General features: G+C 39.7%; 9 protein-coding genes. 6 read left to right on the forward strand and 3 right to left on the reverse strand.

Annotated elements, in window-relative coordinates:
• Nucleotides 1–99 precede the first annotated feature (99 nt).
• The 6 genes from DFQ12_RS15205 (at nucleotide 100) to DFQ12_RS15230 (ending at nucleotide 8,175) form a co-directional block, all read left to right on the forward strand.
• Entirely contained in the window at nucleotides 100–3,375 is a 3,276-nt protein-coding gene (locus DFQ12_RS15205) for a SusC/RagA family TonB-linked outer membrane protein (RefSeq protein WP_244211755.1), read from the forward strand.
• A 12-nt stretch (nucleotides 3,376–3,387) separates the two neighbouring features.
• Nucleotides 3,388–4,983: a SusD/RagB family nutrient-binding outer membrane lipoprotein gene (locus DFQ12_RS15210; protein WP_120260033.1), complete on the forward strand. Its 1,596-nt coding sequence runs from the start codon at nucleotides 3,388–3,390 to the stop codon at nucleotides 4,981–4,983.
• A 70-nt stretch (nucleotides 4,984–5,053) separates the two neighbouring features.
• On the forward strand, nucleotides 5,054–5,536 hold the full coding sequence (locus DFQ12_RS15215; RefSeq protein ID WP_120259899.1) for a DUF5004 domain-containing protein: 483 nt from the start codon (nucleotides 5,054–5,056) through the stop codon (nucleotides 5,534–5,536).
• Between the two features lie 242 nt (nucleotides 5,537–5,778).
• Nucleotides 5,779–6,336, forward strand: coding sequence for an RNA polymerase sigma factor (locus tag DFQ12_RS15220; RefSeq protein WP_147420431.1), 558 nt, complete (start codon nucleotides 5,779–5,781; stop codon nucleotides 6,334–6,336).
• Entirely contained in the window at nucleotides 6,326–7,147 is an 822-nt protein-coding gene (locus DFQ12_RS15225; RefSeq protein ID WP_120259901.1) for a HEAT repeat domain-containing protein, read from the forward strand. The genes DFQ12_RS15220 and DFQ12_RS15225 overlap by 11 nt, the downstream gene beginning before the upstream one ends.
• A 146-nt stretch (nucleotides 7,148–7,293) precedes the next feature.
• Nucleotides 7,294–8,175, forward strand: a complete 882-nt coding sequence (locus DFQ12_RS15230) for a DUF4097 family beta strand repeat-containing protein (RefSeq protein WP_167457291.1) — start codon at nucleotides 7,294–7,296, stop codon at nucleotides 8,173–8,175.
• Nucleotides 8,176–8,297: 122 nt separating this feature from the next.
• On the opposite strand, the gene DFQ12_RS15235 is transcribed toward DFQ12_RS15230, so the two are convergent.
• From DFQ12_RS15235 to DFQ12_RS15245, 3 genes are all read right to left on the reverse strand, one after another.
• A complete protein-coding gene (locus DFQ12_RS15235; RefSeq protein ID WP_244211756.1) occupies nucleotides 8,298–9,005 on the reverse strand; it encodes a class I SAM-dependent methyltransferase in 708 nt (235 codons plus the stop codon).
• Nucleotides 8,992–10,173 carry a nicotinate phosphoribosyltransferase gene (gene pncB, locus DFQ12_RS15240; protein WP_120259904.1) on the reverse strand — a complete coding sequence of 394 codons (1,182 nt, stop codon included), beginning with the start codon at nucleotides 10,171–10,173 and terminating at the stop codon, nucleotides 8,992–8,994. Before pncB ends, DFQ12_RS15235 begins: the two co-directional genes overlap by 14 nt.
• Before the next feature lie 161 nt (nucleotides 10,174–10,334).
• The gene (locus tag DFQ12_RS15245) at nucleotides 10,335–11,924 is read right to left on the reverse strand and encodes a DUF6600 domain-containing protein (protein ID WP_120259905.1); all 1,590 of its coding nucleotides are present in this window, start codon (nucleotides 11,922–11,924) and stop codon (nucleotides 10,335–10,337) included.
• Nucleotides 11,925–12,122: the final 198 nt, after the last annotated feature.

Raw genomic sequence — 12,122 nt, forward strand, 5'->3', positions numbered from 1 at the left:
CTGCTTAATATTAATTTTAACCAACACTAAAATATGATTAAAAATTGCTTATTGCAAATGCGCAATGGATATATTGTGCATTTTAGATTCATTATCCGGATGAAACTAGCCTTAATTATGACTACGTGTGCTGTAATCAATGTTTCAGCATCTGTATTTTCCCAACAAAAAGTGTCCTTGGATGTTCAAAAAACAAAACTGAGCAAGGTACTTAAACTGATCGAAGAGCAAAGTGATTATTATTTTGTCTATAATTCGACAAACGAGAATTTAAATAAAGAAGTGTCTGTCAATGTCAATAATACGAAGGTATTGGACGTGTTGGCGAAGCTTTTCAATAAAAGTGGACTGGCTTATTCAGTATCCAAAGAAGGACTTGTTGTAGTCAGTCAACAACAACAAGTTGTCGTTTCAGGTACGGTAACAGATGATAAAGGGAATCCGTTAGCGGGAGCCAGTGTACGTGTTAAAGGTACTGCTGTAGGGCGGGCGACAGATATTAATGGACGGTTTTCCATCGACGCTGCAACCGGCAATACATTGATCGTTTCTTTTGCTGGCTATGCATCACAGGAAGCGGCTGTGACGAAAGATGGCGATATGAAAATCATCTTAATCGAAGACAATCGCATGTTAAATGAGGTGGTGGTGACAGCATTGGGTATGAAAAAGGAAAAGCGCTCTTTGGGATATTCAGTGACACAGGTTGCAGGAGAAACTTTGACTACAGCACGTGAAAATAACGTCATGAATTCACTTGTCGGAAAAGTAGCAGGTTTGGATATTAGTTCAACTTCTGGTGGTGCGGGAGCGGCTTCGAATGTAACTATACGCGGTGTTTCCAGTATCTCACAGTCCAATCAGCCTTTATATGTGATCAATGGTATTCCAATGGAAAGCAAACCTGTCGGTGTTGGAAATGCGAATTCCAGGGGAAATTCAGGTAGTCAATGGGACAACGCGCCGGATCTGGGGGACGCAATCAGTAACATCAATCCTGACGATATCGAAAGTATTTCGGTATTAAAAGGAGCTGCGGCTTCAGCATTATATGGTTCGCGCGCTAAAGCAGGTGTCATTTTGATTACGACCAAATCCGGAAAAGGAAATTCAATCGATTTTAACAGCAACTATGTAGCTGAAAGAATTATTGACCAAACGAACTGGCAAAAGGTATACGGTCAGGGTGCCAATGGTGAAAAACCAGCAGATGGTAAGGCTGCCGCACAAGTTGGAGGTTCTAGCTGGGGAGCGAAATTAGATGGTAGTCCAGTGGTTCAGTTTGATGGTGTATCGCGACCTTATTCCTATCAATCGGGTAACCTTGGACGTTTTTATCGTACAGGTTCAACTTGGACAAATACTTTAGCATTGAACAAAACATTCGACGGCGGTTCAATCCGTTTCTCTGGTACGAATGTTAAAAATAACTCTGTTGTCCCTAATTCGGGGTTGAATCGACAATCATTTAATTTGGTCGGCTTGTTTGAACCATTGAAAAGGTTGACCATTGATGCGCGTTACAATATGATCTTGGAGCAAGTGAAAAATAGGCCTATGGTATCCGATATGTCGGGTAATGCCAATTTTAATGCGATGTTCCTACCAACAAGTGTCAATGTGAACGATTTAAAACCTTGGAAGAAAGAAAACGGGTTTGAGCTTCCGTTTACAACTGGTAATACCTATGCAACCAATCCTTGGTTTGCTGCTTACGAGTTTCAGAATAACACAAAAAGAGATCGTTCAATTGCTTCATTGACGGCGAAATATACGCTTGAAAATGGTTTATTTATCCAGGGACGTGCTGGTCGTGATGCCTATAATGATCACTACAGAAATGTTTTGCCTACTGGGACAGCTTATTATGAGTATGGAAAAATAAATGAACAGCAAACAAAATTTGCGGATATCAATGCGGATATCTTATTGGGAAAAGCGTTTAGTTTTGGTGATTATACAGTGACACCAAATATCGGTGCCAGCTATCGCAACACAAAAATGTCACAGTTAACGAACTCGGGAACTGATTTTATTATCCCGTTCGTTTATAATATATTAAATGCCAAAAATAAATCTGTCAATTACCTGGAAAGCGAGTCTGAAACGCAGTCTGTGTATGGTACAGCAGAATTCGCCTATAAAGATGTGTTTTATCTGACAGGTAGTTTGCGCTCGGATTGGTATTCTACTTTGGCAACACCAGGTTACGACAATAAATTGAATTCGGTTTATCCTTCAGTTTCAGGTTCATTTATATTTTCAGAGTATTTTAAACCTTCTTGGTTGTCTTACGGTAAATTAAGAGCAGGTTTCGCTCAGGTGGGGCAGGCTACTGATCCTTATCAGACATTATTGACCTACAATTTTAGAGGTGAGAATTTAAATGGAGCACCTTTGGGATCGATTAATAACAGGAATATCCCAAATACTTCGTTAAAAGCTTCAATTGCAAATGAGTTGGAAATTGGTGCTGAGCTTCGCTTGTTGAATGATCGTGTAAATCTAGATTTGACTTGGTACAACAAGAAATCCAAGAATGAAATTATCTTCAATACAACAACGCCGGCAACAGGTTATGCTGCGGCTGTATTGAATTCCGGAGAAATGCAAAACAAGGGTTTTGAAGCATTACTTTCGGCAACTATTGTTAAAACCGAAAGCTTTAAATGGATTTCTTCTCTAAATGGATCCTACAATGACAATAAGATTATATCATTGGCCGATGGATTAAAGGATCAGTTAGTCGCTACTTCGCGTTCCAATGTAGGGTTTATTATGAATAAAGTAGGTATGTCGGCATTTCAGGTAATGGCCTACGATAATAAATATGATAAGGATGGAAATATCGTAAACTTAGCTGATGGTTCACCTGACCGTGGCGAATTAAAGGCTTATGGCTCAGCAATGAATAAATGGTTTGCGGGTTGGAATAACGAATTTAACTATAAAAATTTCAATCTGTCTTTCTTAATAGATGGTAAATGGGGCGGTAAGTTATTTTCAGCGACAGATTATTATGGTTATATCTGGGGATTACATCAAAATACGGTAGAAAGACGTGAAGAGATAGGAAGGGCAGCAGCTAAATATTATGAAAACACGGCGAACAACGTTTCTAAAAACTTTGTTAACAGTGCTGACTTTATAAAATTTAGACAATTAATCATTGGTTACACCTTCCCAACAGCAATGTTTAATAATAAAATAAAATCCTTGAATGTAAGTGTTGTGGGACGGAATCTCTTTACATTGATGCGTAAAACCGATAATATTGATCCTGAATCAAGTTATAATGCGACATTCCCTGGTCTTGAATTGGGAGGTGTACCGGCTATCCGTACGTTTGGAGCAAACTTAAGTGTTAAATTTTAAATCTAAATGGAAATGAAAACAATGATTAAACCGATTATATCTACGCTTGCCCTAGGACTCCTATGTGTGATGGGAAGCTGTACAAAAGATTTTGAAAAAATAAATACTGATCCAATATCTTATGGTAAGGAAACTTGGGATCCAAATTATACCTTGTCTTCATCTCAATTATTCTATACGGGTAGTTTTGACTTCGCTTACGATACCTGGCGTGGAAATTTAATTTACTCAGCAACGATGATGCAAGGATTGTCTACAGTAATCAGTTATTGGGCAGGCGATAAATATTTGCTAAATGAAGGGTATACTGCAGCTTACTGGGGGAATGGTACTGTCGGAGCATATATCGAGCAGGTTCGGAATATCCAGGACGTTATTGTCAACACAAAGGATAAACCAGAATTAAACAACTTATATCAGGTAGCAAGGATCTGGCGCGCAGTTATTTTTGCAAGACTTACTGATCTCTATGGCGATGTGCCCTATTCTGAAGCTGGTGTTGGATTTTACGGGAAAATTTACAAGCCTAAGTTTGATAAGCAACAGGATATCTATACAGATCTACTAAAAGAAGTGGATGAAGCAGTAGCCGCTTTAAAAACAGATGGTGATAGGGTCTTTGGTGATGTTATTTACAAGGGAAATATTGATAAATGGAAACGTTTTGGAAATTCTTTTTTACTCCGTCTAGCAATGCGCCTAGTGAAAGTAGATGAGGCCAAAGCAAAACAATATGCGACAAAAGCTGTAGCAAATACATTGACTAGTAATACTGAAAATGCTTACATCTCACACGATGAAAGTGGTTCGCGTGTAACTCAGAATAGAAATTCGCAGGTGCTGTTGGGTGATGGAGGACAAGAATGCTATTATGTAAAGTGGTCAAATACCTTTATTGATTTTCTAAAGAAAAATAATGATCCTCGTTTAGGTTTAGTGGCTGTGACCAAATTATATTTAAAAGACGATGTCAAAGCACAGAATCCGGATTATGTAAGTAATGCCGCTGTTCAAAAAGGAATGCCAAATGGAAAAGATTTAAGTTCTGACCCTAAGTATAAAATTAGCAGTGATCCAAGTTTTACCACATTCCCAGATTATTCATCACCAAATCCGAAGATGATAAAGCGGAATGGTGTGACATTTATCCTGACATATGCAGAGACGGAGCTGTTGAAGGCAGAAGCTGCACAACGTTGGGGGATTGGCGGTTCGGCTGCTGAACATTACAAAAATGGACTGAAAGCGTCTATTACATATTTGAATCAATATGATTCAGAATTAGCTATTACCGACGCGATTGCTGAATCTTTTGCTGTCGCTAATCCTTATGATGCAAGCAAGGGGTTGGAACAGATCAATATGCAGTATTGGGCACACACGATTACCATGCTGGATTTTTATGAAACTTGGGCCAACTGGAGACGGACAGGATTTCCAAAGCTGACGCCTGTAAACTATCCTGGAAACGCCACTTCGGGAACCATTCCACGTCGTTTTCCATATCCTTCTACGGAAGAGGCTATCAATGGCGAAAATTTTAAAGCTGCAGCTGCAGCTGTACCCGGCGGTGATAATCTTGCAGGCCGGGTCTGGTGGGACAAATAATCACAATGGTTTGTTTTTTATGAGGCTGAACTTTCGTAGTTTGGCCTCTTTAAACCCTTTATAAAATACTATGAACCTAAAAAATCAAATTTTACTAATCGTGGCCTTGCCATGTATTGCTCTTTCCTGTAATAACGCAGTTGATAAAACGAAGGAAAATGAGACCACAAAAAACAAAACATTGACTGGAACGTACAGACTCTTAGAAGCTAAGACTATCAAAGGGAAAGATACGGTGACTGCTTTCACTGATACAAGCAAAACCGAAATGTTTAAAATGTTTAACGAGGATCATTTTTCATTTTTCAATCATGATAAGGAAAAGGGGAAAGGAAAGGAACCTCATTTTATTGCCGGAGGCGGAACTTATTCTTTTGATGGTAAAAAGTATCAGGAGCGATTGCAATACTGTAGTCTACGTGATTGGGAAAGTAAGAAGTTTGATTTTGAATTGGAATTTAAAGGGGACACACTTGTCCAACATGGGGAAGAGAATTTGCCCGAACTTGGGGTAAAACATACGATTATTGAAACTTATCTGAAAGTGAAATAAAAACGCTCTTATTGAGGAGTTCACAAAACTTCATTAAGTATATTTTGTTAATGCAAGCACCCACGGTATTTTCCATGGGTGTTTTTTTGTGGATTTAGAACCTAAAAAAAAACAGATTTATTGCTGCTCACAAATAGCATGTTATTTATTTTAGAAAAAAAATAAAATTAAATTGCAACATTTTCCAGAACGATCCGACTATACAATAGAAACATAGAAATTAACAGTATTAAATAGTAAACGTGCAAAACCAACTTAGCGATAAAGATTTATTAGCGATGTGCCAATCCGGTAACGAGTCGGGCTTTGCACAACTCTATCATCGCTATGCGAAGAAGATTTTTAACTCGATCTATCGGATTTTGTCAAATCAGGAGGAAAGTGAGGATGTTTTGCAGGAGACTTTTGTAGAGTTTTTCTCAAAATCGGATAAATGGCAGGCGGTACTTAGTGTTGAAGCTTGGTTGAGAAGGATGGGCGTGAATAAGGCTATTTCTCTTTTACGGAAAAATAAGCAATATTATACACCTATTGATGATCTGGAAATCCAGGATGAAGGCGAAGATGAACTGTTGGAAAAGGAGTGGCGAGAATGTCGGCTGACTGATTTGGAATCAGTCATTGATCAGCTGACCGGAATACCCAAGATGGTGATCAATCTGTATCTTTTTGAAGATATGAGCCACGATGAAGTCGCGGAATCTTTGGGAATGACAGCAGTAGCGGTGCGGAGTCAATACCATCGTGCCAAAAAGAAAATTTACGAACAATTGAAGGAGAGGTATAATTATGCGGGATAATTTGAAGGATTTTGTGAACGCCAATCGGGATGCATTTGACCGTAAAGAACCGTCAGCGGATTTATGGAATAAAATCAGACCACAGGTTGTTCCTCCAGTACAGGAAAAGAAGATTAAACCTTTGTGGCGATGGGCAAGTATTGCGGCAGCTACACTATTGGTCGGATCTGCGGCTTTTGTCATCTTCAATCAGGAGAAAAAGGATGATCATATGGGCAGAGTAGCAGATTTGAAATCTGTCCCTGTTCAAAAAGAGCCAGTGGACATCCTGCGCCCATCTCAACAAGAGGTCGTGGTAGACGCTGGTCAGAAGGAACCAATACGGTCAATACAGACAATGACAAATACGCAAAAAATACATCGTGTAGTTAACAAGACGGCGCAAAAGGTTACCGTAGATAAGAAAGAAGGGCTTGAAAAAGATTATATGCAAATGCTTCAGGACTCTGTTTGGGCAAGTACACGATTGGCAGCCGTACTCGCACTCCAAAAACAAGGAAATCTAAAAGAGGATGCAGCGCAAGCATTAGAGAAAATAGCCGTTTCGGATGAAAGCAGTAATGTGCGTATGGCAGCGATTGAGACCTTACTGGACGGAATGACACCAGAAGTTAGGCAACAAAAGGTTCAGGACTTTTTTGTCGCACAGAATGATCCTACATTACAGGTTGAGCTGATGCAGATGATTGCACAAAGAGATGAACCGGAAATAAAAAATAGTACAAAGGATAAGCTGAACGCGATTGTAGAGGATCCCTTTACATTGAAATTTGTGAAAGAACAAGCTTATGCGGTACTGTTGCATCAATAGAACAAACAATATATACGATGAAGCTGTAGAGACGTGCTAAGCTAATGGAATAAACCTCCAGGCTTCATCACCTTAATAAAGACAAATGGGGCTTGTGAGCTCATGAATACCATTGAAAAATGGACTAGACAGTAATAATTATGAAGATGAAAAAGATAAGAATAATGATTATGGGAATGGCACTGCTCTTTGCTAATGCATTGCAGGCCCAAATAACAGAGAATGCAGAACGTGCCGTTCCGCCAAAGGCACCTAGACCACCTAAGACAATGCGAATGCCATATGGTGACAGTGGGAAGAGAGTTTGGAAAGAAATTAAAGTCCCCAATGTTGGTGAGAAGCTATTGCTGAAATTCGACAATGTTTCTATTGAAGGCTATAGTGGAAAAGATGTTGTGATTACAGCGAAGGTGGAGCAGCAGGAGGAGAACGACCGGGCTAAAGGCTTGCGTGTGGTCAATGGTTCTGGCTTGTCCGATAATTCGGGAATGGGAATGAACATTCAAAATATTGCTGGTGTTACGGAAATCAGCATGGTTGGAATGCCATTGGAAGATTCTGTGCATGTTCGGGTTCCTTTTGATTTATCGATTAGTGTAAGAGGTGGTCGTGGAGGGTTCTTTAATGGCGGTGGTATTGAAATAAAAGATATTAAAGCCGAGGTTGAGATCTCCAGTACAATGGGGGATGTTAAGGTGATCAATGTCACTGGACCGCTCAATGTGAAAGTCGCCCAAGGAGATGTTGTTGCCAAATTTGTGCAGCCAGTCAAAGGTCCTATTTCACTCATCGCAGCAATGGGCGCGGTGGACGTAGCCTTCCCGGTAAAATTCGGCGCTAATGTAGATATGAAGACTTCAATGGGTAATATTTATGCCGCGGATGAATTTCAATTTGAAAAGCCTGTTGAGGAACCTAAAAATTCTTACATTATGTCAAATACTGTGAAAGGGAAAATGAATGGTGGTGGACAGGATGTGATCTTGAAGACTTCTATGGGAGATATTTATATTAGAACTCAAAAATAGCATGTGAAGTCCTGAAATAGGCTGACTATTTTTTGATTCACAAAAAACCTTAAATACTGAGTAGGGTATTTAAGGTTTTTTTATGCGTTTTTTGTTCTAAGTAAAGCCTTGAAATAGTTAGATTATTTTTTTGGTTCCATACGAACTAAATATTGATCATGTTCATCTTCATATAGAATCTGAACAACCCATCCTAGTTCATGGGCTATTTTGATCAGTTTATCCTGATCTAGATAAAGCCATTTGAAGGGATTTCCTTTTTGCCCTTTATATTCGTATTGATATTGGATCTCCCCAAAATAATGGTTGGGTTTTTTGATGTTATAATCTTCGTAGAGATAACCGATATCGGATGAATCAAAAATAAGCTGCCCCCTATCAGTCAGGAGCTCTTTACTATGCTGCAACAGCTTTTTAAAACCATCAATGTCGCCAGCGATACCCACACCATTCATAAGAAACAAAAGCGTATCGTACTTTTGTCCACTGAATTCATAGAAATCTTGGCATATGATATGTTGCACACCACGCTGTTGCATGATATGACAAGCTGTTTGCGATATTTCCAGCACATCGACCTCAAATCCCTTTTCTTGTAGATATAAGCTGTGACTGCCTACGCCGGCCCCCACATCTAATACCCGGCCGTCACAGAGCGATAATCCGATGAATTCCAGTTCTGGAAAATCGTCAGCATCCCTAAAGAAAACTTCTACTGGCATTTCGTCTTGGTCGCCATAGCTTGTATGGAGTATTAAAGGGAATTTTTCTTCTTGATGGATAAAGTAATCATCAAGGGCCTCACCATACACGTCTCTAAACATTGTCATTATCAATCATTAATACTTTTTTTGCGATATAGATCGAATCTTCATCACCCGTGTGCTTCATAGGTTCATCGGATAGTTTGATGACTGGGGTCCATTGATCATCTTCGGGAAGAGCATCGGTCATTTTGATGACAATATTCATGGGTCTAAGTCCTACATCGTTTGTAAAGTTGGTCCCCACACCAAATGAGTGTAATATTTTGCCCTCGCAGTAACTTGCTATTCTTTCGACCTTGTCGTAATCTAGGCCATCGGAAAATATAATTGTCTTTGACAATGGATCAATACCATTTTTCTTGTAGTGTGCAATGACTTTGTCTGTAAACTCCAGCGGGTCACCACTGTCGTGACGTACTCCGTCAAATAATTTGGTAAGCTTTTTATCGAATTGCTGAAAGAAAACTTCCGTTGTATAGGTGTCAGACAGGGCAATTCCAAGATCACCGCGATAAACATCCGACCAGTGCTCCAATCCTAATAGGTTGGCCATTTTGTAGCCATATTTTGCCGCATGAAACATAAACCATTCGTGTGCGTGGGTGCCGATCGGTTTGGTTTCATATTTCATTGCCAGGTGGACATTACTGGTTCCAATAAAGGTTTTTTCGCCGTATTGTTTTAATGTACGGACAACCAAGTCGTGGACTTCATAGGAATGTCTTCTACGGGTGCCAAAATCGGCAATCGTGATATGTAGTTTTTTATATTTTTCGATTTTATCTTTGGCCGTTGCAATAACCTCTTCATCTGATGCGCGAACCAAATCCTGAGATTCATAGAAAAGCTCACAGATCAGTGACATGAGCGGTACCTCCCAAAGAATCGTTCGATACCAATACCCTTCGATAACAACTTCGAGATCGGGACCATCCTGCGTGATTTTTATTTCATCGGGATCGTAACGATAACCTTGTAAAAAATCAAAATAGGTCGGATCAATGTAGGGACAAGTCCGCGCAAAAAAAGCTTTCTCGGCTTTGGTAAGTCGTAGGTCTGCCATTTCGTTTACAGCCTCCTTTAAAAGAATGTCAAATCCTTCCGGAAACTTATGATGTCCCCGATTGATAAAGTGGTAGCGTGCTTTTGCCTTTGGAAATAGCTTAACTACTGCATTCTGCATCGTGAATTTGTAAAAGTCGTTATCTAATATAGAGGTGAATGAAGCCATCTTTATTAATCTGATTTTTGTTTGAAGCTGTAAATTTACTAATTAACATGAAAATGTGCGGATTGTTCATCATAAATAAAACAAGAGTCCATACGAGTCGATGCAAAAAAAATGGGTCAGCACATCACTGACCCATTTTTTTACTTTATAAATTTGACCTGTTATCGTGTTCTTGAACTACCTCCTGAACGAGTTGATCCTTCAGATGATCTGGTTCTTGGAGCTGAAGAACTTCCTGAATTTGAGGAATTCGATCTTTCAACTGTAGGAGCTGAGGACCGTGTTCTGGTATTCTCATTGCTTCTATTTTGCACCGGTTGGCTGGGTTGCGCTGCAGGTTGACTGGAGCGCGATCTGCTGTTGCCAGTGTCATAACTTCTATTTTGCACTGGTTGACTAGGTTGTGATACAGGTTGACTAGCGCGTGTTCTAGTATTACCAGCATCATAATTTCCATTTCGTTGCGGCATTGTTGTTGGCTGCCCACTACGGGATGAACCTGCGTCACCTGTATTGCTGGTGCCTGTTCTTACTCGTGTATTATAGTCCGAATTTCGGCTATTGACAACACCGCTGTTGTCAACAGCATTTCCTTGTCTGGTTCTACTGGTAGAAGTAGGGTTATTCGTATTTGATGGATTCGACTCTCTGCCGGATCGGGTTCTAAAATCGTAATTGTCTGAAGTAGGTGTTGTACCTACATTATTTCTGTTGTTCGAACTATTGTCTGTAGTACGTCCATTAGTATTACTGGAGCTACGTGTAGATCCGCTATTATTATTCGCATCATTGCGTGATCTTACCGAAGCATTACCGCTATTGTCAATATACAACTCACGATTTCCAGATCTGGTATTGATGTTATCCCGGTTGGAAATGACACGATTGTTGCGGTCTGAAATTTCACTATTATTGTTACGTGTTCGAGTTGAAGCGTCCACAACATTGGTTGGACGTGCAGATGAACGTGTGTTGCGGTCTACACTTGGACGATACATATTGATTTCGCTTGATCTTGTACGGCTATTGCTACTGCGCACCGATCCTGGTCGATCTACATTGTTAATACGGTTTACGTTGACAGTTCTGCCTGTATAACGTTCGATGTCAGATCTACGCGGACCACCCACATAATAGTTATTATTGATGATCGTTGTATTGTTGATCACTGTGGTTCTATTATAAATGCTGTTATAATTTCGACGGTTTACATAATATCTATCCATGTTTCGGTTCATAAAATGATTGACCGAAACAAAGGTCCAGAAGTTCATTGGGATATTGACCGATACATTGATATTCATGCCCGGACCTAATGGAGCCCAACCATAATAATCATTGCTTTGGCGCCAGTTTACCCATGCTGGTCCCCATTCGTAATCGGGAACCCATCCCCAACCATAACGATCGTTGTAGTTCCATCGGCCATAGTGGAAAGGAGCCCACCCCCAATCGTAATTGGAGACCCATGTATTACCATAATCTGTCATGGACCAATAACCATTGGTTGCATAAGGTTGGAAGTCTGGGCCGGCATCAGGAATCCACACATATCCATAATTCGGATCATTCACCCATTGTCCGTATGGTGAAAGTTCATCATAGAACGTCTGAAATGAAATACCAGAATTGTTGTAGTTATTATAACCTGTATATCCTCCTCTTTGAGCCATCGTAGTTGTGCAACTTGTAAAGGAAGCAACACCGATCAATCCCAGTACCCAATATTTTATGTTTCCTAAATTTTTCATCTTCGTAATATTTTAAGTAAGACAAAACTCTATGCTATTGTCTTTGTTATTATGACAGCATAACGTATTAAATGGTTTAATTGGTACACTATAAATCTGATTTTTTTTATATAAAAGTCAAATTGATGATCTTTTTACATAAACGACAATTTTAGATACATATTTTTTATTTACCTTTACCGCTCGAATTGTTACGTG

This window comes from Sphingobacterium detergens, from assembly GCF_003610355.1.
In the GTDB taxonomy this organism is placed as follows: domain Bacteria; phylum Bacteroidota; class Bacteroidia; order Sphingobacteriales; family Sphingobacteriaceae; genus Sphingobacterium; species Sphingobacterium detergens.

Bases quoted from the DNA above. Each gene is read 5' to 3' on its own strand.
- DFQ12_RS15225 (WP_120259901.1), top strand. From the start codon at position 6,326: ATGCGGGATAATTTGAAGGATTTTGTGAACGCCAATCGGGATGCATTT.
- DFQ12_RS15245 (WP_120259905.1), bottom strand. From the start codon at position 11,924: ATGAAAAATTTAGGAAACATAAAATATTGGGTACTGGGATTGATCGGT.
- pncB (WP_120259904.1), bottom strand. From the start codon at position 10,173: ATGGCTTCATTCACCTCTATATTAGATAACGACTTTTACAAATTCACG.
- DFQ12_RS15210 (WP_120260033.1), top strand. From the start codon at position 3,388: ATGAAAACAATGATTAAACCGATTATATCTACGCTTGCCCTAGGACTC.
- DFQ12_RS15235 (WP_244211756.1), bottom strand. From the start codon at position 9,005: ATGACAATGTTTAGAGACGTGTATGGTGAGGCCCTTGATGATTACTTT.
- DFQ12_RS15215 (WP_120259899.1), top strand. From the start codon at position 5,054: ATGAACCTAAAAAATCAAATTTTACTAATCGTGGCCTTGCCATGTATT.
- DFQ12_RS15205 (WP_244211755.1), top strand. From the start codon at position 100: ATGAAACTAGCCTTAATTATGACTACGTGTGCTGTAATCAATGTTTCA.
- DFQ12_RS15230 (WP_167457291.1), top strand. From the start codon at position 7,294: ATGAAAAAGATAAGAATAATGATTATGGGAATGGCACTGCTCTTTGCT.